Genomic DNA, 23,883 nt, shown 5'->3' on the forward strand with positions numbered 1-23,883 from the left:
CGCGTACCTGTCATAACGCCTTGCGCAGGGTGAAGCCGCGCGGGGTCGGCACGAAGCCGGCTTCTTGCAACGCGGTGGCAAATGTTGTGCCATAGATCGGTTCGCCATTGATCTTCTCGACGGTGAGCGTGTCGAGGCGGCGCGTGCGGGCGGTGGAGACGAGATCGGATGACGCCGCACGCAGCGCTTCCGGATCATCATCGAAGGCGAGCACTGTGCGCCCACCGCGCTCAAGGTAGAGCACGAGGGCACCATCGACGAGGACGACCAGCCCACCCGCCTTGCGGCCCGGGCGGTGCGAAACTCCGTCTCGACGCGGCCATCCGAGGGCTGCGCCGTAAGGGTTCGCGGGATCTGTGGCGGCGAGGGTGATCGTGCGCAGCGGTGCGGGGTCGGCGACATTGGCGAAGGTTCGCAGGCGATCGACCGTGGCGGATGCTGCGAATTGGGCAGCTCCGAGCTCCTCGATCACGTATCCGCGGCGGCAGTGCCCCGCCTCTTCGAACCCGGCCAGGACGCGGTACATCTGGGCGAATCCTCCTGGTACACCTTCGGCCTGCACTGCGCCTCGGGTGACGACGCCGCAACGGTCGAGCAGCAGCCCCGCGGTGACGGTTGCTCGGCGCGCGGCATCCGCGGTAGTGATCGCTGAGCCTGTCCCCGGTCTGTTTCCTGAGCCTGTCGAAGCGTGCGGAAGCGCCGACCAGCGCCCACCGGTGACAGTCGGACGAGTCGGCTGCCCGGTGAATGAGACGCCACGGAAAGTGCGGGTGCGTGGTGCTCGTCGCACCGACTTATGCGCCTGCGATCCACCCGCGAGCAACTGTCGAACCGGTGCGAACGTGTCGTTGGTGACGCGACCTGCCCAGGTGAGGTTCCACAGCGCTTCGAGAACCGACTGCTCGTTCTCGGCGCCGCTCATCTCTTTCAGTTGTGCGGCAAAGTAGGCGCCCCCCGCGCCGAGAGAACTCAGTAGCCGCGCCTCGAGCGAATCCGGGGCGAGGTCGTCTTCAACCTCGGGCAACGTAAACGGGGCAAGCTCTGCCGGATGCAGTGAGACCCAGCCGTCACGCCCGGGGAGGGTACCGTGACCGGACCAGATCACCTCTCCGCTCGCGGTGAGTTCGTCGAGAAGCGCGGGGGAGTAATCGCGGACGCGGGACGGAAGAATGAGCGACTCCCACGCGCTCGCTGGAATCGGCACACCGGCCAGCTGCTCGATGACCGAGAGCACCCCGTCGAGCCCTTCGAGAGGGCGAGTCAGGTGCTGCCAATCGGGAAGGAACCGTGCATACGCCTCGGGTGCGACCGGCTCGACGCTGCCACGAATCGCGGCGAGTGACCGCATGCGTAGCCGCCGCAGCACCTCCGTGTCGCACCATTCGTTCTCGGTGCCGTTAGCGCCGGATGCATCCGGCAGGAAGATCCCGCTGGTCACTCGTCCGGCATGCGCCAGTCGTTGCAAGGTGTGTCGGGCGACTGCGGCTCCGATGCCGAACCTGGTGGCCACAGCGTCCGTCGTGAACGGCCCGTGCGTGCGCGCGAAGCGAGCAACGAGGTCGCCGAGTGGATCGGCCATCGGCTCGAGGAATGCGACCGGAACCCCGGTCGGAAGCGCCACACCGAGCGCATCGCGCAGGCGTCCCGCATCTTCGATCGCGGCGACCCGCGCGGTACCGCCGATAGTCACAGGGATCGCGCGGCGCGCGGTGATCAGGGCGCTGAGGTGGGCTTTGGCGTCTTCGATCAGTGAGCCCGTAGACGCGTCGGGCGTCGAAGCATCCAACCGCAAGACGATTTCGTCGGCGTCAAGCGGACCCAGCATTCGCAAGAGGTCTGCGACACCCTCCAGCCCGCGCACGTGCCGTTCGGGGTCGAGGCGTTGCGCCTCGCGTTCGAACTGGGCGAGCACGTCTGGGTCGAGCAGTTCCCGCAGTTCAATCGTGCCAAGTAGCTCCCCGAGCAGCGCGGGATCGACCGAGAGCGCGGCCGCTCGTCGTTCGGCCAGCGGCGAATCGCCCTCGTACATGAACGCGCCGACATATCCGAACAGCAGATCCCTGGCGTACGGCGATGGCTGAGCAGGTTCGGTCTCGACGAGGCGGACCTTACGTTCGGCGATGGCGGTGGTGAGTCGGCGCAGCGACGGCAGGTCATAGACGTCTTGCAGGACCTCCCGAAGTGTCTCGAGGATCACTGGGAAGGTCGGGTGGCGCCTCGCTACCTCGAGCAGCTGCGCCGAGCGCTGTCGCTGCTGCCAGAGCGGGGTGCGCTTGTTCGGGTTCATCCGCGGCATCAGCAGCGCGCGGGCGGCGCACTCGCGGAAGCGCGAGGCGAACAGCGCTGACCCTCCAACTTCTTCCGTGACGACGTGTTCCATCTCGTCGGCATCGAAGACGAACAGCTCGGCTCCTGGCGGCTCGGCGTCAGCATCCGGGACTCGCACGATGATGCCGTCGTCACTCGCGACAGCCGAACCATCGACGCCGAGGCGCTCCCTGATGCGTGCGTTGATCGCCAGCGTCCAGGGCGCGTGCACTTTCATGCCGTATGGGGAATGCAGGATGACGCGCCAGTCGCCGACCTCGTCGCGACCGCGCTCGACGGTCAGCGTGCGGTCAGTGGGGAGCGTGCCGGTCGCCTCGCGCTGCTCCTTCAGATGCGCGATCAGATTCGCGCGCGCCTGCTCGTCGAGCCCGGCCTCGATAAGGCGTTGTGCTGCCTTTTCGGGTGTCGCAGCATCGACCTCGCGGGAGAACTTGCCTAGCGCTTCGCCAAGCTCGTAGGGGCGTCCGATGCCGTCGCCGTGCCAGAACGGCACCTTGCCGGGCTGGCCATAGGCCGGAAGCACGTTGACTCGATCATGGGTGATCTCGGCGATGCGCCAGCTCGTCGTCCCGAGAGTGAAGACGTCGCCGACGCGGGATTCGTAGACCATCTCCTCGTCGAGCTCACCGACGCGCCGCCCTGCTCCTTCGCCGGCAACGAAGACGCCAAAGAGGCCTCGATCGGGGATCGTCCCGCCGCTCGTGACCGCGATTCGCTGTGCCCCTGGACGGCCGGTGAGGGTACCGGCATCCCGATCCCAGACCAGCCGGGGCCGGAGCTCGGCGAACTCGTCAGAGGGGAAACGTCCCGCGAGGAGGTCGAGCGTCGCCTCGTATGCCGAGCGTGGCAATGACTGGAAAGGCGCGCTGCGCCGCACGGTCTCGAACCACTCCTCGACGCTAATTGACCCGAGAGCGCAGGCGGCCACCGTCTGCTGGGCGAGGATGTCAAGCGGATTACGCGGCACCTGAATCGCCTCGATTTTGCCCGCCAGCATCCGCTCGGTGACGATCGCGGTGTGCAAGACATCGCCACGATGCTTCGGGAAGAGGGCTGCGCGACTGATCTCGCCGACCTGATGCCCCGCGCGTCCGACGCGCTGCAGACCGGATGCTGCGGAGGGCGGAGCTTCGACCTGGATCACGAGATCGACCGCACCCATGTCGATGCCGAGTTCAAGACTGCTGGTTGCGACAACGCAACGCAGGATGCCGGACTTCAGGTCTTCTTCAACCAGGGCACGCTGCTCTTTAGAGACCGAGCCGTGATGGGCCTTGGCGAGCACAGGGTCGCGCCCGCCGTTGATCCGGCCTGCGCCATCATCTGCGCCGGAGGACCCGTGGGCGGCGGGAGTGAAGCGCCGGTCCGCTCGGCGTAGATCTCGTTGAGGCGTCCTGTCAGGCGCTCGGCCAGACGGCGGGAGTTTGCGAAGACGATCGTCGAGTTGTTCTGCAGGATTCGATCGACGATGGCTTCTTCAACGTGCGGCCACACCGATCCGGTCACTTCGGTGTACTCGGCATCGTCGGCTTCGCCGGAAACGCCGGGTGGCGGCGGGGGATTGGTCATGTCGTCCATCGGCACGACGACGCTCAGCTCGACGTCTTCGATGCACGTGGCGCGACGATATCGACGGGCGCTGCGCCACCGAGGAAGCGTGCGACCTCGTCGATCGGGCGGACCGTGGCGGACAATCCGATGCGCTGTGCCGGCCTTGCTGCGCCGGCCGCTCGGCGAAGCGTCTCTAGTCGCTCGAGGCTCACGGCAAGGTGCGCTCCGCGCTTGGTTGCGGCGACCGCGTGCACCTCATCGATGATGACCGTGTGCACGTTGCGCAGCGTCTCGCCGGCACGGCTGGTGAGCATCAGATAGAGCGACTCAGGGGTGGTGATCAGAATGTCTGGCGGGTCAGAGACCAGCTTGCGCCGATCGCTCGATGTCGTGTCGCCGGAGCGGACCCCCACGCTCACAGCCGGGGCTTCGGTGCCGAGGCGACGTGCAGCCTGCCCGATACCGACGAGCGGGGAGCGGAGGTTGCGCTCGACGTCGACGCCGAGTGCCTTCAAAGGCGAAATGTAGAGGATGCGGGTGCGCGCCGGGTCCTCGTTTTTTTGCGATCTCGGATGCCGCGGCATCGTCCGCTCGCGGAACACACTGTCGATCGCCCAGAGGAAGGCAGAGAGGGTCTTGCCCGAGCCGGTCGGCGCGACCACGAGTGCGTGCTTGCCGGCCGAGATCGCATCCCACGCGCCGACTTGCGCATTGGTGGGCGCGGCAAAGGCACCGCGGAACCAGTCTTGGGTCGCGGGCGTGAATCGCTCGAGCACATCGCTCATTGCTCCATCTTCGTACAGGCCGCTGACATCCGACTCTGGACTGTGCTGGTGCGTCAGGCCATGCTGGCCTCATGAGCGCACACACGACGAACTACCAGAGCACTTTCATCGATGTCTCGGAGGACTGTCGCGCTGAGCGCGGCGTCGAGCCGCCGATCGCGGAGAACCTCTCCATCGCGGCGTTGCACTATCGGCTGATCGCGGAGCGCCCCTACGAGATGACCTCGGACGACGTCATCTTCGAGACGCACGCGCTGCGAAAAGGAATCGACCCGAGCGACTCCGCAGCTCGCGCCGAGTTCTTCTCGAAGGGTCAGCCGTGTTTGCGGTCGTCGCCGCTGGGCAAGCGCTACGGCTGGGGGATTCACCACGATGCAGAGGGGCGAGTGGCCTTGGTTGCGCGGGGTTCTGAGGAGTACGCGGCTCTTGCCGCCGACCCTGAGGTCTCGCACACCAGGGCGATGCGCAGCAGCCGTCGCGCCTGATTTCGGTTCATACTCTTCCAGAATCCGTACTCTTCCAGAATCTGTCGAATCAGGTCAGATTCGGCAGATAACGCGTGCCGGGCGCCGGCTTTGGAGGAGTTATGAACGCAGAGACGCCGTGCGCCCGCTCGCGTAGCGTGGGGGCATGGCCGATGAACAGATGAGTGGCAACGAGATGCGTCAGCGCCTGAGCTGGGGCGGTGGCATCGCGATCGGCATGGGCATCGGCGTGGCGACGGGGTCTGCGCTGGACAACATGGGCGTAGGTATCGCTATCGGAATAGCGGTCGGACTGGTGTTCGCGATCGCGATCGGATCGATCGGACGGCGCCGCAAACCGCGCCACACTGTCGACGAAGCGACTGACGGGGCGACTGACGAGGCGACTGGCGAAGACCCCGACTCAGCCCTCTGAGGCGGCGAGCCACTTCTCCAAGAACACGCGCACGTCGACCAGCTCATCTTCGGAGATGCTGTGCGTGAGTCCGGGGTAAACGCGGCCGGTGAGTTCTGAGTGATCAGGCAGCCATTGAGAGGTGTGCTCGATCAATGGCGCCGGGATCACATCGTCGTTCGTGCCACGACCCCAGAACACGTGCGGGCGGGATTCGCGCAATGACTCGTCATTGGGTAGTTCGTCCGGCGAGGCGTAGCCGCTGAGGGCGACGACAGCGCCAAAACGAGACGGCTCCAAGCGCAGCGCCTGCAACGACACCGCGGCGCCCTGTGAGAACCCGAGCAGAGCGACCTTCGGAGCATCTCCGGCCGCGGCATCCAGCCAGTCGAGCAGCGACTGCGCCGCGAGAGTCACGGCATCCCCATGGCGGCCATCAGGCCCGTCAAGCGGATACCAAGAACGGCCGGGCATCGGCCAAGGGGGGCTGAGAGGCGCCGCCACCGATGCCACCGCGATGCCGTCGGGAAGATGCGGCACAAGGCCGAACAGATCGTTCTCGTCGGCCCCGTAGCCGTGGAGGAGGACAAGCAGCGGCCGGCCGGCGCGGTCTCCGGGAGTCCAGCGCGTGGCGTCGACATCGATCGTCAGGGAGTTGCTCACACCCCCATCCTGCCAGCGGACACAGACACTGGTAGAAATGAGACATGACGGTCCGCACGCCTGACCCCGACCCCGAGGATTCCGACAACGACCTCTCGCGGTTCAATGAAGCACCCTCCGACGCCAGCAACCCCGGCTGGCTGAGTGAGTTCGAACTTGCTGACGCCCGACGGCGGTTGCCGATGCTCTACGTCGAGGCCATCCCGTGCGCACCGACGGAGTAGGGCAAGTGACCGAGGTCGGCATGCTGCTGCGGTCGACACCGATGGGTGAAATGACCCGCACAATCGTTTCGGGGCGTGTGCGGTTCGGCGAAACCGTGCGCGATGCGCTGTTCCGACACGTCGAGAACGACCTGGGACCGATGGCCTTCCCGCTGCTCCCGCCGCAGCCCACACCGTTCACTGTCGCCGAATACTTCCCGATGCCGGGGCTCAGCGCATTCCACGACGAGCGGCAGCACGCTGTCTCGCTCGCGTTCGTCGTGCCAGTCACCGGCACTTGCGAACCTCGTCAGGACGCGCTCGAGGTCACCTGGTTCGCGCCCGAGGCCGCGGCATCCGATGCGGTGGCTGCTGAAATGGAGGGTGGCCGAGGCACGCTCATCCGCCAGGCGCTCGCGAGTCTGGGGCTGCTTCGCTGAGCAGCCCGAGACCCGCGCGGCTTGTTACGTACGGCGGACCTTGTTACGCACAGCGGTGCTTTTCGGCAAATCCCTCCGCCGTGCGTCACACCCTCCGCAGCGCGTAACAGCCCAGCCCGAGATCAACCGGCGGTCACGCCGCCGTCTGCGACGAACTCAGATCCGGTCGCGAAGCTCGCATCGTCGCTGGCGACGAACGTGATGAGTGCTGCCATCTCCTCCGGCTTGCCGAGGCGTCCCATCGGGGTGCCCGCGATGAGCATGTTGCGATCGGTCTCACCGAGGATCGGGGTGTCGATGAATCCCGGATGCACCGAGTTGACGCGCACGCCTTCCTTGGCCCATCCGAGAGCGGTGGTCTTGGTGAGCAGACGCACAGCGCCCTTGGCAGCGTGGTACGCGGGGCTCACGCCTGAGCCGACGATGCCGTACATCGAGCTGATGTTGACGACCGAGCCGTTGCCGCTCTTCTTGAGCGCCTCGGCTGCCGCCTTCATGCCGAGGAAGACGCTGGTCTGCGTCACTGCGACGACCTTGTCCCACGTGGCGAGGGTGGTCACTTCGAGGGGTTCGGTGTCGCCGATGCCGGCGTTGTTGACGAGGATGTTGAGGCCGCCGAACTTCTCGACGGTGGTGGCGACGGCGTCGTTCCAGCCGCTCTCGTCGGTGACGTCGAGGTGCAGGAACAGGGCCTTGCCGCCGTTCTTCTCGATCTCAGCGACGACCTCTGCGCCGAGCTGATCCTGGACGTCAGCGACGACCACCGCTCCGCCTTCGGATGCGATTCGAAGTGAAGTTGCCTTACCGATTCCGCTTGCGCCACCTGTGACCAGTGCGACACGACCATCGAAACGAGCCATGATCTCCTCTTTCCTCTGAGACAGCGGCCTTCGACGGGGTGTCGTGGCCGCTTATTCAGTACAACGCAGGAGATTAGTTTGTATTCCAACGAATACAATTCGTCTACTGAGTCGTCAGGCGACCGAGTTCGGCGACGAACGCGTCGACGTCCGATTCCAGGGTGTCGAAGCTGCACATCCAGCGGACCTCGTTGCGCGCAGCATCCCAGTCATAAAAGCGGAATGACTCGCGCAGTTGATCCGCAACGCCATCCGGAAGCGCCGCGAAGACGCCGTTCGACTGGGTCTCTTGCGTAAACGAGACGCCGTTGATCGAGCCGTCGGCCAGCCCTGCTTCAACTCCGGCGCGCAGTCGTGCGGCCATCGCATTCGAGTGGCGAGCGTTACGCAACCAGAGGTCGCCTTCCAAAAGCGCGATCAGTTGCGCAGAGATGAAGCGCATCTTCGACGAGAGCTGCATGTTGTACTTGCGACCGTAAATGAGTCCGGTCGAAGCCTCAGCATTCAGCACGACGATCGCCTCACCGAGCATGGCACCGTTCTTCGTGCCGCCGAAGCTGAGCACATCGACGCCAGCATCGCGGGTGAAGGCGCGAAGCGGAAGGTCGAGCGCGGCAGCGGCGTTGGAAACGCGCGCGCCGTCCATGTGCAAGTGCATGCCGTGCCCGTGCGCGTGATCGGCAAGCGCACGGATTTCGTCGACCGAGTAGAGCGTGCCGAGCTCGGTGGACTGCGTGATCGAAACGGCCAGCGGCTGCGCGCGGTGCTCATCTCCCCAGCCCCAGGCTTCGCGGTCGACGAGTTCGGGGGTGAGTTTGCCATCGTCCGTGGGGACTGTGAGCAGCTTCATGCCGCCAATCCGCTCGGGTGCACCGCCCTCATCGACGTTGATGTGCGCACTGGATGCCGTGATCACAGCGCCCCAGCGCGGAAGCATCGACTGCAAGCCGACAACGTTCGCACCGGTGCCGTTGAACACCGGGAAGGCCTGGATGCCGTCACCGAGGTGTCCGCGGAAAACTTCCTGCAGTCGCTCGCTGTAGACGTCCTCGCCATAGGCGATCTGGTGTCCGTCGTTCGCCGCGGCGATCGCCGCCAGGCTTCGGGGTGGATGCCGGAGTAGTTGTCCGACGCGAATCCCCGGATCGCGGGGTCATGCAGAGTGCTCACTGCACCAGCCTATGTCGGATGGTCGCGGTGGCGCAGAACTAAGGAGATGACACCGACTTCAGAAAAAGCGCGGAACGACGAAGAGCCCCAGCATGATGCTGAGCGCCACGATGATCAACAGCACCATGACGACATTCATCCGCACGACGCCGGCACAGAAGCGCTCGGAAACGAGCATCGCGAGCCCGCCGAGAAAACCCAGAATGCTCATCGCCCAGGCCGCATCCAGCGTGATGCTGCCGCCTCCGGCATCGATCCAACCAATCACGACGGTGCCGATCATGACGAGTCCGGCGGTCAACGCGGTGCGAAACACAGCCGGGCGTGACTCCTTCACGCCGACGGAGAGAATCTTGCGCCAGGCGATCACGAACACCACAGTGGGCAGTGATGCCAGCGTCACGGACAGCGTCAGAACGGCCACGCCAGCAACCACACCCAAGGGGTGCGCATCGGTAGTGAAACCGACGACACCGTCGATGCCCATCTGCAAACCCCAACCCGCCCGCGGTTCGAACCAGCCGATGAGTAGGTCTCTGACCGGGCGCCACACAAGCATGACCAACACGACGCCGATCGCCGCGATGGCCCGCCACCACAGCATCTCGAGCATCGCTTGCATCAATTCATCCTGTCACGGGTGAAATGATGACTCGGACGGGATGCCGCACTCGCTCAGACGAGGTCGACCACGCGATCGTTGAGTGCAGTCGCATCAGCATCCCAAAGCGCAACCACAGCTGCCGCAAGCGATTCAGGGTCGAGGGCCTTCGCTCGGAAGATGACGGATGCTGCGCGCAGCGGCTCGCCGGAATTCTGTGCAGCCTTCGCATACCCCTGTGCGACTGCACGGGCCCACGCCTCGCTCGCGGCCTTCACCGCAGCGTAGTTCGCGCCGCCGGCGAGAGGGCGCGCGACCGAGACGGATGACACGATCGCGAAGCGCCCAGCATCCGATGCCTGCAGCGCGGAGTCGAAGGCACGACTCGTCGCCCGCACAGCTTCGAGCGCGGGCATGAGGGCAGCGAAGTCGTCGTCAGACTGTCCGGCGAGACCGCCGCCGCCGCGCCATCCGCCAACGAGGGAGATGACACCGTCGATGGCGCCGACGCGTGCGGCAACTGCGGCCATCTCATCGAGCGAGGTCGCATCTGCCACTTCGACTCGTGCTCCGGCATCCGAGAGGGGGGCAAGTCGATCGCCCGATCGCCCGGTCGCGACGACTCGTGCTCCGGAGTCCAACAACGCCTTCGCGACGGCCAGCCCGGAGGCACTCGTGGCTCCGGCGAGCAACACGGTGCGCCCTGCCACGCCCATCTCACTCATCGCCCGCACGAATCCCGGCCGTCGACTCGATCACCGGCCGCATCTTCTTCTCGAGCGCCTCGAAGAACATCGACAGCGGAAACTCGTCGTCCAGCACCTGGTCGGTGTATCCCTTGGGAAGCCCGGACAGCACTTCATCCGGCAGGCCGCGTGCCCAGACGGATGCCGGATGCGGAGCCAGCGTCGAACGGACCAGCTCATACGCCGCGAGCCAGTGTGCCGGCTTCGGCCGGTCGATCGAACGCCAGTACAGCTCGTCGATCGTCTCGCCGAGGGCGATCACGGCATCCGGTACGCCTTCCCAATCGAACCTGAGCTGTGTGTCCGTCCAATGCAGCACGCCGCGCTGGTGCATCCACGCGAACAGCAGCTGTCCGCCCAGTCCGTCGTAGTTGCGCACCCGCGACCCGGTGATCGCGAAGCGGAAGATTCGGTCGAAGATCACGGCGTACTGCACGAGCGCGGCGTGCTCGAGCGTCTCCTGTTCGGTGTCGGACAGGTCATCACGCGCCGCGAGGCGCTTCTCGATCGCGACGCTCTCGCGGAACGCCGTCAGGTCGCAGCGCAATTCTTCCAGCGAATACAGGAAGTACGGCATCCGCTGCTTGATCATGAACGGGTCGAACGGCAGATCGCCGCGCATATGTGTGCGGTCGTGGATGATGTCCCACATCACGAAGACGTTCTCGGTGAGCGACTGGTCATCCAGCATCCGCGCTGCGGCTTCCGGGCGTGAGAGCTTCGTGATTTCGGATGCCGCGCGCACCACGCGCCGGTAACGGGCTGCTTCGCGGTCTTGGAAGATCGCACCCCAAGTGAAGGCGGGGATCTCTCGCATCGCCACGGTCTCGGGGAACAGCACGGCCGAGTTCGTGTCGTAGCCAGGTGTGAAGTCCACCAGACGCAACGAGACGAACAGCTTGTTTCCGTAGTCGCCCGCCTCGAGTTCGGCGACGAACTCCGGCCAGATCGCCTGAACAATCAGTGCCTCGACAAGACGATCCGTGGAACCGTTCTGCGTGTACATCGGGAAGACGACAAGGTGACGGATGCCGTCGACCCGGTGCTGCTGCGGTTGGAACGCGACCAGAGAGTCATAGAAATCCGGAACGCCGAACCTCTCTGATGCCCAGCGTTCGAAATCGACGATGGATGCTGTGAGGTATTCGGCGTCGTGTGGGAAGGCCGGCGCGAGAGCGCGGATGCTGGCAACGATCGCGGCGACGTGGGCGCGGGCCGCGACGTGGTCTCCTGGCGCAGGAATCGACCCGTCCTTCACCTGCAACTCGCGGATGGCGATCGCAGCACCTTTGAGCTGACGCCACGCGGCCGAGGTCTCTGCGGCGGATGCGTCTTCGACGACCTCGGGTTCGCCGATGATGGCGTTGATCGTGGTGGGAGTGGTCATCGGGACCTCCAATCGCAGATATGACGGAATGTTTACGGGTGAAATAGAGTTTCACCGATATTCTTCCACCTATGGAGGATGCTGTCGACCGTTTGATCATCACTGAGATCTCCCGTGATGCGCGCGCGACGCTCGCGCAGCTCTCGGAGGCTGTCGGGCTCTCGAGTTCTGCCGTGCAGTCGCGGCTGCGCCGACTCGAATCGCGCGGCGTGATCGCCGGATACCGTCCGATCCTCGATGCCGAGGCGCTGGGCAAGCCGCTGTCGGCATTCATCGAGATCACCCCGCTCGATCCTGCGCAGCCGGACAACGCCCCCCGAGCTGCTCGAGCATCTCGCCGAGGTCGAAGCGTGCCACTCGGTCGCCGGTAACGCGAGCTACATGCTCTTTGTTCGAGTAGCATCGCCGCGTGCGCTGGAGCGTTTGGTCAACGACATCCGCTTGACCGCGAATGTCAGCACGAGAACCACAATCGTTCTTCAGACGTACTACGAGAACCGACCGATCGCCGTCGAAGAATAGGTCAGAGGAGCCCAATGTCGTTTCAGTCGTACCTCGACAACATCGAGACCAAGACGGGCCTCACCCCGCGTCAGTTCATCGCCCTTGCAAGCGAGAAAGGATTCGACGCCTCGACGAAGGCGACCCCGATCGTCGCGTGGTTGAAAGACGGCTACCAGCTCGGCCAGGGTCATGCGATGGCTCTCGTGCACGTCATCACGAAGGGCCCCCAAATCAGCGCCAAGCATGTCGGCACGACGGGGACCCATGCGGATGCCACGGACACGCTGTGGCTCGACGGGAAAGACAGCAACCCGAACTAGGCAGGGGCGCCTGTCGCCAGCAGCACATGAGCCTGATCGGTGCGGTCAGCCCGAGCCGCGGCGCGCACGCACGAAGATGACATCGCCGCGCCGACTAAGATTCCCTGCGTGGCAGCATCCTCGAAAACGCGCAAGACGTCGGCACCGAAGCGGAAGCCGGTGCGCACCAGCGGCAACCCGGCCAGGCGACCCATCGTCGAGGCGCCGCCAGTCACCGCGGGTGACTGGATCGGTGCGGCGCGACTGCGCACTCTGCCACTCGCCATTGCTCCCGTCGTCATCGGTACCGGTGCTGCTCAGCTCGTCGACGGCGAACTGCACTGGGTGATCGCGTTGGCCTGCCTCGCTGTCGCCGTGTTGCTGCAGATCGGTGTGAACTTCACCAACGACTACAGCGACGGCATCCGGGGTACAGACGCACAGCGCGTCGGGCCTGCACGATTGACAGCTTCCGGCCGGGTGACGGCCCGCACTGTGCTGAAGATCGGTCTCGTGTTCTTCGCGCTTGCCGCGCTCGTTGGGTTGGCGATCGTCATCCGCACCGGGCAGTGGTGGATGCTGGCCGTCGGCGCCGCGTGCATCGTCGCGGCTTGGTTCTACACCGGCGGCAAGCGCCCCTATGGATATTTCGCTCTCGGGGAGGTATTCGTGTTCGTCTTCTTCGGACTCGTCGCGACCCTGGGGACCACGTGGGTTCAGGCGTTCCAGTTGCCCCAGGAGTCCTGGCTCGGCGCGATTGCCGTCGGCCTTTTTGCGTGCGGAGTGCTGCTCGCCAACAACCTGCGCGACATCGACCAGGACCGCGCGGTCGGCAAACGCACCCTCACGGTCGTCATCGGCAAGCGTGCGACGCAGGTCGTTTACACGGTGTTCTTGCTGGTGCCGTTCGCACTGTCGAGCTTCATCGCGCTGCTGTATCCGATCGCTTGGCTGGCGCTGATGGCACTGCTCGCGGCGATTCCTGCGATCATCATCGTCTGGTGGTATCGCCAAGCGCGCGAGCTGGTCGTTGCGCTCGGGTTGACGTCGCTGACCGCGCTCGTGTACGCCGGCGCGCTCTATTGGGCGTTCGTCGGCTGAGGCTCAGCTGTCGGTCGAGTTGTTGTCGGCTGACTGGCTGTCGTTGCTCGGCGCGTCGTCGAAGGCGGCATCTTCGGCGGCGGCATCCCGCTCTTCAGCGGTCTGCTTACCGGTCGCTACGCGCGCCTCACGGCGCTGATAGATCTCGGATGACGCGTTTGCCAAGGGCTTGCGCAGAAAAAGGAATGAGACGCTCGCGCCGATCAGAGCGGCGAAGATCGCCGTCAACCACCAGAACTCTCGCATGACGGGGAAGAAGAACCACATGATCGCGAGTGGCACCAGGAACGCCAATAAACGCAACACAGAGTAAACGAGGAGGGGGGGAGCTTCACCCTTCCAGTGTAGGCACGTGAAATCTTCCGTCATTCACAGACGTTCAGCGAGATTTAATGAAGATGCCCTGGCCGGAAATGTCACGGTCGGGTAACGTCGTTGTCATCGCGGCGATCCGGGTGGCCCCGGGCTTCAGCTCATACCTGAGGGCGTTGTGGGTTCGACTCCCGCCGTCGCGTCTAACGCAGTCATGATCCGTCGAGGTCGGCCGGGCTATCCGTAGCGCTCGAGAGTTCTGGTGTCTTCTTCAGCAGCCGGGTCAGCAGATCGTTGAGCTGATCCACCTCTGCGTCGCTGAGATCCGCCAGGACGATCTCCTGCCCCTGCAGCGACAGCGGTTTCATGGCGTCATGCATGTCGGCGCCCGCGCGAGTGAGATACAGATGGCGGGAGCCGCGCTTGCCATCTGCCGAAACGATGAGCTCTCGGACGATGAGGGTGTTGACGCTCTTGGACACGATCGCCTTGTTCATCGCCACGAACTCGGAGATGTCGGTTGAGGTCGAGCCCGGGCGGAGAGCCAGTGCCGAGATGACGCGCCAATCGTTCGTCCCCAGATTGAATGCCTGGCGAAGCAGTCGGGATTCGCGCCAGACGAGTGCATTCGAAAGCAGGTGCAGCAGTCGCGGTGTGAAACTGCCGGGGTCGAGGGCATTTTCGAGCGGCGTGGTGATGACCTCGGATGCGCCGACGAAGACGGATCCCGAATTCATATCCGTCTCGCCCGTCACCTGCACTCCATTCCAGCGGCGGATCATGTCGAAATCCGCGTGGAGAGTCTACCCAGCAACTGTACGGCCACGGGGTGCGCGCGTGCGGATGCTGCGGCCGACATTCTCGGCAGAAGGAGCCGAGGATGGCGGCCGCAGCGTGTCATCAGTGCGCCTGCGCGGCGAGGGCCGCCGTGTCGATGTGGGCGATCGATCGGGTGTCCTGGAATGCGCGGATGCCCTCGATGCCCTGCTCGCGACCCATGCCGGACTGCTTCATACCGCCGAACGGTGCGCGCAGGTCGAGGCGAGTTGCGCCGTGGTCGTTGACCCAGACGTAGCCGCAGACCAGTTGGGACCCGACACGGTTGGCGGCGTCCACGTCCGCTGTCCACACGGAGCCGCACAGGCCACTCCATGTGTCGTTGGCCGCGGCAACAGCCTCGTCTTCGGTGGCGAACGGGATGATCGGGATGACTGGACCGAACTGTTCTTCGGTGACCACGCGCAGCGTCGGGTCGGGGTCGATCACGATCGCCGGACGCAGGAAGTTGCCGCCGGCCAGGTCACCACCCGGTAGCTCGCCGAATTCGCGGACGTCGGCGCCAGCATCCTTGGCCTCTTGGATGAGGTCTGCGACGAACGCCTTCTGCGCAGGGGAGTGCAGCGGGCCCATCGTGGTGCCCTCGTCGAGTCCGTAGCCGATGACTGCCTTCTCGAGTCGGGCCGTGAGGCCGTCGACCAGTTCGTCGAGACGCGAGTGGTGCACGTACAGACGCTTAGCGTTCATGCAGATCTGGCCCGTCGTGTCGAACACGGCGGCGTAAATGCGGTCCAGGTGGGTGTCATCGAGGATCGCGTCTTCGAGGAAGACCGCAGCGTCGTTTCCGCCCAGCTCGAGGGTTACGCGAGTCAGCGACTGGGAAGCGACTTCCATGATCCGCTTGCCGCCGCCGACGCTGCCGGTGAAGCAGACTTTCGCGACGTCCGAGATCAGGGCGCCCATGTTCTCGTCCTTGCCGGTGACGACGTTCAGCACGCCGGCGGGCAGCTTCTCAGCGATTCGCTGCACGACACGAGTGGTTGCCAGCGGTGTCGTGGGCGGGGGCTTGACGATCACGGTGTTGCCGGCGAGCAGCGCTTGCGGCAGTGCGGCGGCGAGGATCGCGATCGGCCAGTTGAACGGCACGATCACGGTGACTACGCCGAGCGGCTGGTACGAGATGGTTGTCTCGACCGGAATGCCCGGAACTACCGGCAGCACCTTTTCGGCCTCGACCTCGTCGGCCAGCATGAGCGCCAGGTTCCAGCGGATCTCGAAGACGAGTGAGTCGACCCAGGCTTCGAGGCGGACCTTGCCGTTCTCCTGCGACAGGATGGCGGCATCTGCGTCACGCTCCTCGGCGATCCCCTCGAGAGCAGCGCGCATCTGCTCTGCGCGTTCCGTGGCGCTCAAGGCCGACCACGCGGGGAACGCGGCGCTGGCCGCGGCGACCGCATCGTCGACATCCTTCAGGCTCGCGGATGCCGCGGATCCCACTGTGACGCCCGGTTTGCCCGGGTCTGCGACGGTGAGCGTGTCCACTGTCTGACGCGCGGCACCCCCGATGTACAGCCCGGTATGGACTGTCTCCAACATTTCAGTCATGACGATCAAACACCTCTCTGTGTCTTCCTCATTGCTTTTGCTTCCCATGGCGAACACACCCATGTGTGCCGTTAAGCAAGTGTATGCCGCTAAACAAGTTTATGCTCATTCCTGTTTACTTGTAAAGTGAACCGTGTTACCGTCACTCATCGGGCGCAAGAGTCCAAGCCCGAAAGCAGAATAACGTCGATGAAGACACCGCAACCGGTCCCTCGTCGACCCACTGACGAGGAGGCGCGAGATGGGCGCAAAGATGACCCTTCAGAGCAGCGGAATTCCGCATAGCGTGAGCGAGCTGGAAGACCTGGCTTTCGAGCTGAGATCGAAGCTGCTCCACCTGTGCGGAACGTACGAGGGCGCTGTTCACATCGGCGGTGACCTTTCGGCGGCCGACATCTTCACAGCGCTGTACCACTACGGACTAGACGTCGATCCGACCGACCTGCGCAATCCCGCGCGCGACCGTTTCGTCCTGAGTAAGGGCCACGCGGCAGTGTGCATGTACATCGCGATGTCGATGCGCGGCTTCTTCTCGTACGAGGGCATCGTCGACACTTACGGACAGCTCGACAGTGCCTACGGCATGCATCCCTGCAAAGTGCAGCTGCCCGGAGTTGAGTGCTCGACCGGATCGCTTGGTCACGGATTGCCCCTTGCCGTGGGTATGGCACTGAGTGGCCGTGGCCGTGGCGAATCGCACCGCGTGGTGTGTCTGCTCGGGGATGGCGAGACAGGGGAGGGCTCAGTGTGGGAGGCCGCGATGGCAGCCCGCAGCAACGAGCTGGGCAACCTGGTCGCCTTCGTAGACCGTAACCGGCAGCTGATGACGAGTTTCGCCGAAGAGCGTGTCGTATTCGAACCGTATCCCGACAAGTGGGCCGCATTCGGCTGGAACGTCGTTCACATCGACGGCCACGATATGGGTCAGCTTGTCGGAGCGATCGATGCACTACCGGCCACGGACAGTGATCGGCCGACCGTGGTGATCTGCGAAACCGTCAAGGGCAAGGGGGTCGATTTCATGGAGCACAATCTTGCCTGGCACGCCGGATCCCTCGGCGCCGCTGACCTGGAGCGGGCGATGGCCGCGCTCGAAGCATCCCACATGAAGGAGCCCGCCTGATGCCTGTCACGTTTACATTCGGAGAAATGCTCTCGGCCCGATCGGTTATCGGGACCACCCTCGCCGAACTCGGCGACGACTACCCGAATCTCTGGGTGCTGACACCTGACATCGGTGCCACCCTGGTGGAGTTCCGCGACAAGTTCCCCGAGCGTTTCCTCGACGTGGGCCTCGCAGAGCAGGCGTGCGTCGGCATCGCGGCTGGCCTCGCGTACGACGGGAACATCCCGGTCGTGTCGGGGATGCTGCCATTCCTCAGCATGCGCGCGCTTGAACAGGTGCGTTCTGACGTCTGCTACCCCAACCTGCCGGTGAAGATCATCGGTACGCATGGCGGGCTCGTCGGCAATGGTGGCTCGACTCACTACGCCGTCGAAGACCTTGCGCTCATGTGCGCGCTGACGAATATGACGGTTACCTCGATCGGTGACCCGATCATGGTCGGCGAGATCCTGCGCCAGTCGATGACCATGGACGGCCCGATCTACATCCGCCTCGCCGTCGGCAAGAAAGACAAGGTGCTGTACGAGCCCGGCGAGCACGACTTCCGCATTGGCAAGGGCATTATTGCCCGACAGGGGACCGACGCCACGATCTTCACCCATGGCACGGTCGTCGCCCAGGCGCTGGATGCCGCCGTCGAGCTCGAGCGCGAAGGCTTCTCGGTGCGCGTCGTCGACATGTTCACCCTCAAACCGATCGATGAAGAACTCATCATGCAGTGCGCGCAGGAGACCGGCGGACGTTTCGTCGTGCTTGAGGACCACCTCGCCTACGGCGGGCTCGCTTCCCGGGTCGCTGACGTGATCGCCGATCGTGGCATCCATCTGACGCCTTCGAGCGTCTCGGTATCCCGCAGGTCTACGCCGGGTTTGGCGACGACGAAGAGCTGCGCGACAAACACGGTTATGGCCTCGCCGCCACGATCGCCGCCAGCCGCAGGGTCATCGCCGCCGGTGACTGAACGCTCGTAACCCACCCGCTCGCTCAATGGAGAGATGAATGAGAACAGTCGCAGTCACTAGGATCGGGAGTCTCCGAGACCCCGACGAGTCAACACGCGGGATCATCGGTGTAGTTGATATGCCGCAACCCGAGCTCGGCCCCGAAGACGTCCGCATCAAAGTCGCGTACTCCGCGATCTGCGGTTCGGACCCGCACCTGGCAGAAGGGTACTTCGGCACTGAAGTGCCGATCGGGCTCGGACACGAGCTGTCGGGTGTGGTCGAAGCGCTGGGTGCCGCAGCGCATCGCAACGGCCTTCGCGAGGGCGATCGAGTCGCGGGCAATTTCCTTCGCTTCTGCGGGGCCTGCACGCCTTGCCGTGCGGGGCGGCAGCAGTTCTGCGAACACATCCAGGACTACAATCGCCCCGGAATGGCCGAGACGGTCACGTGGCACGAGTCGCAGGTGTACGCGCTGCCCGACTCGGTGTCGCTGCTGAAGGGGTGCCTGCTCGAGCCCACGTCGGTCGCAGTGCGGATTGCCGACAAAGCTCACGTCAAGGTCGGTGACCGCGTGGTCATCTGCGGCGGCGGCCCGATCGGTCAGCTCGCGTTGCAGGTCCTGAAAATGAGCGGCGCCACCTCCCTGACGATGATCGAGCCCATCGCCGAGCGTCGCGAAATGGCGCTGCGCCACGGGGCGGATGCTGTCATCGACCCGACCGCTGAGGACCAGTACGCACGCGCCGACGAAATCACCGGCAGGAGCGGCTTCGACGTCGTGATCGACGCATCGGGAGCGTCGCGCGCGGTGCGGGGGTTGCTGGACATCGCGGCCAAGGGCGCGACCGTCATCTACGGGGCTATGTATCCGCACGACTTCGAGATGCCCGTCAACCTGTCGGACTACCTGTATCTGAAGGAGCTGACGCTCACCGGTGTGTTCGTCTCGCCTTACGCGTTCCCGCGGGCGCTGCAGATCCTCCCCTACCTCGAACTCGACGAGCTCACCCGCGCCGTTTTTGATCTGGAGGACGCTGCCGAGGCATTCTCCGTGCACGTGAGCGGTATCCATCCGAAAGTCGTGCTGCGCTGCAACGACATCGACGAAGCGAGCGCGTCATGACGGTAGTCGATCAGATGAGCGTGACGACATCGGCACTCGAAGCTCGCAACATCGTCAAACGCTTCGATGGTGTGCACGCGTTGAACGGCGCGCAGTTTGAGGTGCGAAGCGGAGAAATCCACGCGCTCCTCGGCGAGAACGGTGCAGGCAAATCGACGCTCATCAAGGTACTCACGGGAATCTATGCACCGGATGCCGGAACGCTGCGACGGAACGGCGAGGAGGTCGAATTCCCCAACGTGCGCGTGGCCAACCGGGCTGGTGTCGTGGCGTTGTACCAGGAGCTGTCCATCATTCCGACGCTCAGCGTTGCGGAGAACATTCTGCTCGGTGATCAGGCGCCTTCACGCGGCGGGGTCGTGCAGTGGGGAGCCATGCGTCGCCGCGCACGTGAGCAGCTGAACCGCCTTCACCAGAAGCTCCCGCTGGGCAAGCTTGCGGGGGAGCTGTCGCCGGTGCAGCAGACCATGGTCGCGTTCGCCCGCGCACTGGCGACCGATGCGCAGATCATGATCTTGGACGAGCCGACCGCCTCGCTCACCGACACCGAAATCACCGAGCTGTTCAAGGTGCTGCGTAGTCTGCGCGACGAGGGTGTGGCCATCGTCTATGTGTCGCACCGTCTCGAGGAGGTCTTCGAACTCTGCGATCGCCTCACGATCATGCGCAACGGCGAGACGATCATCACGAAGGATGTCGCCGACTCCAACATCGACGAGGTCATCTCGAACATGGTCGGCCGTCCTGGCGGAGAGCTGTATCCGGAACGCACGACTGTCACGAAGGAAGTGGCCTTCGCTGTGGAAGGCCTGGACGGTCGGCGCGTCAAGGATGTCTCCTTCACCGCTTTCAAAGGCGAAGTACTCGGAATCGGAGGCCTCGCGGGCTCGGGCCGAAGCGAGCTGTTGCGCATCTTGTCCGGGGCCCAAAAGCATTCGGCCGGAACCATATCGATCGGGAACAAGACCCTGCCGAACTCGCCCGGGGTCGGCAGAGCGTTGGACGCAGGAATCGCACTCGTTCCGGAGGAACGCCGGACCCAGGGCGTGATCCTCGGCACGACGATCCGCGACAACATCGCCCTGGCCAACATTCCGGCCGTGAGCTCGTTCGGTCTCGTATCAAATGCGCGCATCTCCGACATCGTCGGCAAGGGAATGGGTGATCTGCACATCAAAGCCCGAAGTCAGAGACAGGCGGTCGGCGAGCTGTCCGGCGGCAACCAGCAGAAGGTTGTGCTCGCAAGATGCTAGCCCGGAGACCCAAAGTGCTTCTCATGGATGAGCCGACCCGCGGCATCGACGTGGGCACGAAGGCGGAGATCTATCGCCTGATCCGAGAGCTTGCGGCCGGCGGAACGACGGTGGTCGCGGTGAGCTCGGAACTCCCTGAGCTCATCGGCATGAGCGACAGGGTTCTGATCATGCACGAAGGGCGGATCTCTGGTGAGGTCGCGGCCTTGGAAGCGGACGAGGAAGTCCTGCTGGCGTACTGCTACGGAAAGGCTGATTCACATGACCACGACGCGTAACCCAGGCCTGGAGGACACATCAGATAGCAGAGCCGTCCCCCGCCAATCGATAGGACAGACGCTACTCTCATCCGGCACGGTGCTCGCCCTCGTCGCGCTCATCATCTTCTTCTTCGCGATGCGGCCGGACGTCTTCCTCAGCTTCACCAATGTGCGCAACATCCTCTATCAGGTGGCGATCCTGGCGATCGTCGCGGGAGCGCAGACCATTGTCATGGTCGTGGGCGATTTTGATCTATCGGTTGCGGCGACATCTGCCTGGCGGGCGCGGTAGCGGCCTCAATGATGCTGGGAGGCGTTCCAGTGGCCATTGCCATCGCGGTGGCGCTCATCGTCGGACTGCTTGTTGGAGTGATCAACGGCGCGCTTGTGGCCTATTTGAATCTGTCTGCGTTCGTCGCGACGCTGGCGACTCTGACCTCGGTGACCGGCCTCGCATTCCTCGTGACCGACGGGACGACACTGTTCAATCTGCCGCCGGAGTTCAATTTCCTCGGGCAGGGCCGGTTCCTCGAGATCCCGCTGCCGGTCTTCATCGCGATCGGCATCTCAGCAATCCTCTGGTTCTTCCTCAAGTTCACGACGCTGGGACGTCGGTGGTACGCGATCGGTGGCAACGCCGAAGTCTCGCGCCTTTCCGGCATCAACGTCAAGCGAGCGCGACTGCTGGCATTCGCCGTTGCCGGACTCGTGTCGGCGATCGCCGGAGTGCTTCTAGCGGCGAGATTGGGCAGCGCGAGTGCGGTTCAGGGCGAGGACAACTTGCTGTTTTCTGTCGCCGCCGTGTTCCTGGGAATGACGATCGTCCGCTCCGGCGCAGCGAACATCGTCGGCACCATGGTCGGTGTCGGGATCATCGGCGTGATGAGCAATGGCCTGAACATCCTCGGCGTGAACGCTTACGTCCAACAAGTGGTGACGGGCTTGATCATCATCGCCGCGGTCACCCTGTCGTCCTTCAAAACCAGGGAGAGGTAGTCCCAGCGGCATCGCCGGGGCGGCCCGACTCCGCCCGGAGCCAATTCAACACCCAACGCAATGAAACAAAGGAGTAGACACGTGCGTACTAAATTCAAGGCCCTCGCAGCTGTCGCCGTAGCGGCAACGATCACGCTGACAGGATGTTCGAGTTCAGGTGGTGGTGGTGCGGCTGGCGGATCAGACGAGCCATTCAAGGTCATCGCTTTCACTTCCGGGAATCAGACTCCGATCGGCGCCTGGTGGGTCAAGACCGTTCAGACCCAGGCTGACGAGCTCGGCTGGGATCTCACGATGATCCAAGGCGACTTCGACTTCCAGAAAATGAATCCCGCCGTCGAGAGCGCGATCGGTCAGGGTGCCGATGTGATTCTCAATGGCTTCACCGATGTCGCCTCCATTGGTTCCATCGTGACTGCGGCGAAGGACGCCGAGATTCCTATCGTCGCGATAGACGCTGCGACCGAACCGACCGACGCCTTCGTGGCCAACATCACGTCCGACCAGCAGGGCATCGTCGATCAGACCCTCGGAGAACTCGACGAAACGCTGGACGGGCTTAAAGGCAAGACCGTTATGGTCATCGGGCACGATCCGCACCCCGGCATCCGTCTTCGGGCCGGCCTCGCCGAGGAGGCGCTCACCAAAGCGGGCGCTACGATCGCTGGCGGAGGGATCCAGAAGGTGACTTCGCCCGCGACCGGGCGCACCGAGGCGCTCGCGCTTGTGGCCGATTATCTGACCGCGAACCCGGGTGGTCTCGATGCTGTCTGGGTCGGCTGGGACGACGCCGCCCTGGGTGCGGCTCAGGCGATCACCGAAGCGGGGGCCGACGGCAAAGTGACCGGCGTCGACGCGACCAGCGAGGCGATCGCCGGGATCGAGGCCGGAGGAGCATTCTTGGCCACGGTAGAGCAGCCCTGGCCGTCGATCTTCGATGAGTTGCTGGAGTACGTGCTCGCGTACCAGGAGGACGGGACGATGCCCGCCGAGAATTTCGAGGCCGTCGCGACGACGCTCGTCAACAAGACAAACGCGTCCGACATCACTCCCTCGGACAAGCTCGAGTAGCCCATCTCCGCGCAGCGGGGCTCCGGGCGACCGGTGCCCCGCTGCGCGGGCCACCCGCCACATCATCACTCTCCTTGAAAGGAATCTCCATGCGCTTGAAAGACAAGGTCGCTGTCATTACCGGCGGCGCCAGCGGCATCGGCCGCGCGACAGTACTGAAATTTGTTCGTGAGGGCGCGAAGGTCGTTATCGCCGACATGAACCTGCCGCAGGCGGAGGGCGTAGTCGCTGAAGTTGAGGCGCTCGGCTTTTCCGGGTCGGTCACCGCTGTACAGACCGATGTATCCGTGTATGCGGATGTCGTCGACGCCGTCGCGAAGGCCGTCGAGGTGTTCGGACGACTCGACGTAATCTTCAACAACGCGGGGATCGCTGGCGGAAAGCCATTGCTGGACCATGACCCCGAGGTCGACTATGTCCCGATGATCAGCATCGACCAGGATGGCGTCTACTACGGCATCCTCGCCGCGGGTCGGCAGTTCCGCGATCAGGGCACGGGCGGTGTGATTATCAGCACCTCCTCGATCTACGGCGAGCAGGCCGCCGAACTCGCGTTTACTTACAGCGCGGCAAAGGCCGCCGTCATGTCCTTCACTCGCTCGGCGGCGTATGAGCTCGCAGAGTACGGCGTGCGCGCAGTGGCGATCGCCCCCGGTCGTGTGGGTACCGCGATCATCAACCAGTTCAGCGACGAGTTGAAAAGCACGTTCGCATCCGAACAGCTGCGCGGCACCATGACCGCGCCCGAAGAGATCGCAGACGTGGTGGCCTTCCTCGCATCCGACGAGTCGAACGTCATCAACGGCACTGTGGTCCATGTCGACGACGGCTACTCGGTATTCAAGAAGCGCCTCGACCTGCCCAGCTTCTGACGCCGCCGATACCGATTCCGGAGTGCC

21 protein-coding genes, 1 tRNA gene and 4 pseudogenes are annotated in these 23,883 nt (G+C 64.3%); 16 read left to right on the forward strand and 10 right to left on the reverse strand.

Annotated features, from left to right (window positions below):
• Window positions 1-10: 10 nt before the first annotated feature.
• Window positions 11-4,664 (reverse strand): annotated as a pseudogene (locus DC31_RS00670) (ATP-dependent helicase).
• Window positions 4,665-4,735: 71 nt separating this feature from the next.
• Here DC31_RS00670 and DC31_RS00675 point away from each other — a divergent pair.
• Together DC31_RS00675 and DC31_RS00680 are read left to right on the forward strand one after the other, a co-directional pair.
• Window positions 4,736-5,149 (forward strand): DUF6157 family protein, encoded by a 414-nt coding sequence (locus tag DC31_RS00675; RefSeq protein ID WP_036275840.1) that lies wholly within the window; start codon window positions 4,736-4,738, stop codon window positions 5,147-5,149.
• A gap of 145 nt (window positions 5,150-5,294) precedes the next feature.
• Entirely contained in the window at window positions 5,295-5,564 is a 270-nt protein-coding gene (locus DC31_RS00680; protein ID WP_036275843.1) for a hypothetical protein, read from the forward strand.
• Here the strand turns inward: DC31_RS00680 and DC31_RS00685 are convergent.
• Window positions 5,553-6,206 carry an alpha/beta hydrolase gene (locus DC31_RS00685; RefSeq protein WP_036275846.1) on the reverse strand — a complete coding sequence of 218 codons (654 nt, stop codon included), beginning with the start codon at window positions 6,204-6,206 and terminating at the stop codon, window positions 5,553-5,555. The two genes, DC31_RS00680 and DC31_RS00685, sit on opposite strands and share 12 nt — an antisense overlap.
• Before the next feature lie 44 nt (window positions 6,207-6,250).
• On the opposite strand from DC31_RS00685, the pseudogene DC31_RS00690 reads away from it, so the two are divergent.
• Window positions 6,251-6,849 (forward strand): annotated as a pseudogene (locus tag DC31_RS00690) (NUDIX hydrolase family protein).
• A 122-nt stretch (window positions 6,850-6,971) separates the two neighbouring features.
• Here DC31_RS00690 and DC31_RS00695 read toward each other — a convergent pair.
• The 5 genes and pseudogenes from DC31_RS00695 to DC31_RS00715 form a co-directional block, all read right to left on the reverse strand.
• Window positions 6,972-7,709 (reverse strand): SDR family NAD(P)-dependent oxidoreductase, encoded by a 738-nt coding sequence (locus tag DC31_RS00695; protein ID WP_036275848.1) that lies wholly within the window; start codon window positions 7,707-7,709, stop codon window positions 6,972-6,974.
• A 103-nt stretch (window positions 7,710-7,812) separates the two neighbouring features.
• A pseudogene (locus tag DC31_RS00700) lies at window positions 7,813-8,879 on the reverse strand (threonine aldolase family protein).
• A 58-nt stretch (window positions 8,880-8,937) separates the two neighbouring features.
• Window positions 8,938-9,501, reverse strand: a complete 564-nt coding sequence (locus tag DC31_RS00705; protein WP_036275850.1) for a hypothetical protein — start codon at window positions 9,499-9,501, stop codon at window positions 8,938-8,940.
• Between the two features lie 53 nt (window positions 9,502-9,554).
• Window positions 9,555-10,205 (reverse strand): SDR family NAD(P)-dependent oxidoreductase, encoded by a 651-nt coding sequence (locus DC31_RS00710; RefSeq protein WP_051606279.1) that lies wholly within the window; start codon window positions 10,203-10,205, stop codon window positions 9,555-9,557.
• Window positions 10,198-11,613, reverse strand: a complete 1,416-nt coding sequence (locus DC31_RS00715; RefSeq protein WP_036275854.1) for a DUF6421 family protein — start codon at window positions 11,611-11,613, stop codon at window positions 10,198-10,200. Before DC31_RS00715 ends, DC31_RS00710 begins: the two co-directional genes overlap by 8 nt.
• Window positions 11,614-11,684: 71 nt before the next feature.
• Here DC31_RS00715 and DC31_RS00720 point away from each other — a divergent pair.
• From DC31_RS00720 to DC31_RS00730, 3 genes and pseudogenes are all read left to right on the forward strand, one after another.
• A pseudogene (locus DC31_RS00720) lies at window positions 11,685-12,135 on the forward strand (Lrp/AsnC family transcriptional regulator).
• A gap of 14 nt (window positions 12,136-12,149) precedes the next feature.
• Window positions 12,150-12,437, forward strand: coding sequence for a DUF4287 domain-containing protein (locus DC31_RS00725; RefSeq protein ID WP_036275857.1), 288 nt, complete (start codon window positions 12,150-12,152; stop codon window positions 12,435-12,437).
• 108 nt (window positions 12,438-12,545) lie between these two features.
• Window positions 12,546-13,517, forward strand: a complete 972-nt coding sequence (locus DC31_RS00730) for a 1,4-dihydroxy-2-naphthoate polyprenyltransferase (RefSeq protein WP_036276230.1) — start codon at window positions 12,546-12,548, stop codon at window positions 13,515-13,517.
• 3 nt (window positions 13,518-13,520) lie between these two features.
• Here DC31_RS00730 and DC31_RS00735 read toward each other — a convergent pair whose 3' ends face one another.
• Window positions 13,521-13,799 (reverse strand): DUF4229 domain-containing protein, encoded by a 279-nt coding sequence (locus DC31_RS00735; RefSeq protein ID WP_235201250.1) that lies wholly within the window; start codon window positions 13,797-13,799, stop codon window positions 13,521-13,523.
• 160 nt (window positions 13,800-13,959) lie between these two features.
• Between DC31_RS00735 and DC31_RS17950 the strand changes: the two genes are divergently transcribed.
• A tRNA-Met gene (locus tag DC31_RS17950) sits at window positions 13,960-14,032 on the forward strand.
• A 9-nt stretch (window positions 14,033-14,041) separates the two neighbouring features.
• Here the strand turns inward: DC31_RS17950 and DC31_RS00740 are convergent.
• Together DC31_RS00740 and DC31_RS00745 are read right to left on the reverse strand one after the other, a co-directional pair.
• A complete protein-coding gene (locus tag DC31_RS00740) occupies window positions 14,042-14,611 on the reverse strand; it encodes a MarR family winged helix-turn-helix transcriptional regulator (protein WP_036275860.1) in 570 nt (189 codons plus the stop codon).
• Between the two features lie 118 nt (window positions 14,612-14,729).
• Window positions 14,730-16,211 (reverse strand): aldehyde dehydrogenase family protein, encoded by a 1,482-nt coding sequence (locus DC31_RS00745; protein ID WP_036275862.1) that lies wholly within the window; start codon window positions 16,209-16,211, stop codon window positions 14,730-14,732.
• 241 nt (window positions 16,212-16,452) lie between these two features.
• On the opposite strand from DC31_RS00745, the gene DC31_RS00750 reads away from it, so the two are divergent.
• From DC31_RS00750 to DC31_RS00780, 9 genes are all read left to right on the forward strand, one after another.
• Window positions 16,453-17,334: a transketolase gene (locus DC31_RS00750; RefSeq protein ID WP_200872838.1), complete on the forward strand. Its 882-nt coding sequence runs from the start codon at window positions 16,453-16,455 to the stop codon at window positions 17,332-17,334.
• Window positions 17,334-18,308, forward strand: a complete 975-nt coding sequence (locus DC31_RS00755; RefSeq protein WP_051606281.1) for a transketolase family protein — start codon at window positions 17,334-17,336, stop codon at window positions 18,306-18,308. Before DC31_RS00750 ends, DC31_RS00755 begins: the two co-directional genes overlap by 1 nt.
• Window positions 18,309-18,336: 28 nt before the next feature.
• Window positions 18,337-19,404: a zinc-dependent alcohol dehydrogenase gene (locus DC31_RS00760; RefSeq protein ID WP_036275864.1), complete on the forward strand. Its 1,068-nt coding sequence runs from the start codon at window positions 18,337-18,339 to the stop codon at window positions 19,402-19,404.
• The gene (locus DC31_RS00765) at window positions 19,401-20,657 is read left to right on the forward strand and encodes a sugar ABC transporter ATP-binding protein (RefSeq protein WP_051606282.1); all 1,257 of its coding nucleotides are present in this window, start codon (window positions 19,401-19,403) and stop codon (window positions 20,655-20,657) included. The genes DC31_RS00760 and DC31_RS00765 overlap by 4 nt, the downstream gene beginning before the upstream one ends.
• Before the next feature lie 23 nt (window positions 20,658-20,680).
• Window positions 20,681-20,935, forward strand: coding sequence for a hypothetical protein (locus tag DC31_RS18580; protein WP_051606283.1), 255 nt, complete (start codon window positions 20,681-20,683; stop codon window positions 20,933-20,935).
• Complete coding sequence (locus DC31_RS18585; RefSeq protein ID WP_200872839.1) at window positions 20,919-21,209, forward strand: ABC transporter permease; 291 nt, start codon at window positions 20,919-20,921, stop codon at window positions 21,207-21,209. Before DC31_RS18580 ends, DC31_RS18585 begins: the two co-directional genes overlap by 17 nt.
• Before the next feature lie 11 nt (window positions 21,210-21,220).
• The gene (locus DC31_RS00770) at window positions 21,221-21,913 is read left to right on the forward strand and encodes an ABC transporter permease (RefSeq protein WP_235201265.1); all 693 of its coding nucleotides are present in this window, start codon (window positions 21,221-21,223) and stop codon (window positions 21,911-21,913) included.
• Window positions 21,914-21,994: 81 nt separating this feature from the next.
• The gene (locus DC31_RS00775; RefSeq protein WP_036275866.1) at window positions 21,995-22,984 is read left to right on the forward strand and encodes a sugar ABC transporter substrate-binding protein; all 990 of its coding nucleotides are present in this window, start codon (window positions 21,995-21,997) and stop codon (window positions 22,982-22,984) included.
• Window positions 22,985-23,073: 89 nt separating this feature from the next.
• Entirely contained in the window at window positions 23,074-23,856 is a 783-nt protein-coding gene (locus DC31_RS00780; RefSeq protein ID WP_036275869.1) for an SDR family NAD(P)-dependent oxidoreductase, read from the forward strand.
• Window positions 23,857-23,883 lie beyond the last annotated feature (27 nt).

Origin of the sequence: Microbacterium sp. CH12i, assembly GCF_000685355.1 — a bacterium.
GTDB lineage: Bacteria > Actinomycetota > Actinomycetes > Actinomycetales > Microbacteriaceae > Microbacterium.

Excerpts from the sequence above, each read along its gene's own strand:
- DC31_RS00675 (WP_036275840.1), top strand. The coding sequence starts at position 4,736 with ATGAGCGCACACACGACGAACTACCAGAGCACTTTCATCGATGTCTCG.
- DC31_RS00680 (WP_036275843.1), top strand. The coding sequence starts at position 5,295 with ATGGCCGATGAACAGATGAGTGGCAACGAGATGCGTCAGCGCCTGAGC.
- DC31_RS00695 (WP_036275848.1), bottom strand. The coding sequence starts at position 7,709 with ATGGCTCGTTTCGATGGTCGTGTCGCACTGGTCACAGGTGGCGCAAGC.
- DC31_RS00705 (WP_036275850.1), bottom strand. The coding sequence starts at position 9,501 with ATGCAAGCGATGCTCGAGATGCTGTGGTGGCGGGCCATCGCGGCGATC.
- DC31_RS00710 (WP_051606279.1), bottom strand. The coding sequence starts at position 10,205 with ATGAGTGAGATGGGCGTGGCAGGGCGCACCGTGTTGCTCGCCGGAGCC.
- DC31_RS00715 (WP_036275854.1), bottom strand. The coding sequence starts at position 11,613 with ATGACCACTCCCACCACGATCAACGCCATCATCGGCGAACCCGAGGTC.
- DC31_RS00725 (WP_036275857.1), top strand. The coding sequence starts at position 12,150 with ATGTCGTTTCAGTCGTACCTCGACAACATCGAGACCAAGACGGGCCTC.
- DC31_RS00740 (WP_036275860.1), bottom strand. The coding sequence starts at position 14,611 with ATGATCCGCCGCTGGAATGGAGTGCAGGTGACGGGCGAGACGGATATG.
- DC31_RS00745 (WP_036275862.1), bottom strand. The coding sequence starts at position 16,211 with ATGACTGAAATGTTGGAGACAGTCCATACCGGGCTGTACATCGGGGGT.
- DC31_RS00750 (WP_200872838.1), top strand. The coding sequence starts at position 16,453 with ATGGGCGCAAAGATGACCCTTCAGAGCAGCGGAATTCCGCATAGCGTG.
- DC31_RS00755 (WP_051606281.1), top strand. The coding sequence starts at position 17,334 with ATGCCTGTCACGTTTACATTCGGAGAAATGCTCTCGGCCCGATCGGTT.
- DC31_RS00760 (WP_036275864.1), top strand. The coding sequence starts at position 18,337 with ATGAGAACAGTCGCAGTCACTAGGATCGGGAGTCTCCGAGACCCCGAC.
- DC31_RS00765 (WP_051606282.1), top strand. The coding sequence starts at position 19,401 with ATGACGGTAGTCGATCAGATGAGCGTGACGACATCGGCACTCGAAGCT.
- DC31_RS18580 (WP_051606283.1), top strand. The coding sequence starts at position 20,681 with ATGGATGAGCCGACCCGCGGCATCGACGTGGGCACGAAGGCGGAGATC.
- DC31_RS18585 (WP_200872839.1), top strand. The coding sequence starts at position 20,919 with ATGACCACGACGCGTAACCCAGGCCTGGAGGACACATCAGATAGCAGA.
- DC31_RS00770 (WP_235201265.1), top strand. The coding sequence starts at position 21,221 with ATGCTGGGAGGCGTTCCAGTGGCCATTGCCATCGCGGTGGCGCTCATC.
- DC31_RS00780 (WP_036275869.1), top strand. The coding sequence starts at position 23,074 with ATGCGCTTGAAAGACAAGGTCGCTGTCATTACCGGCGGCGCCAGCGGC.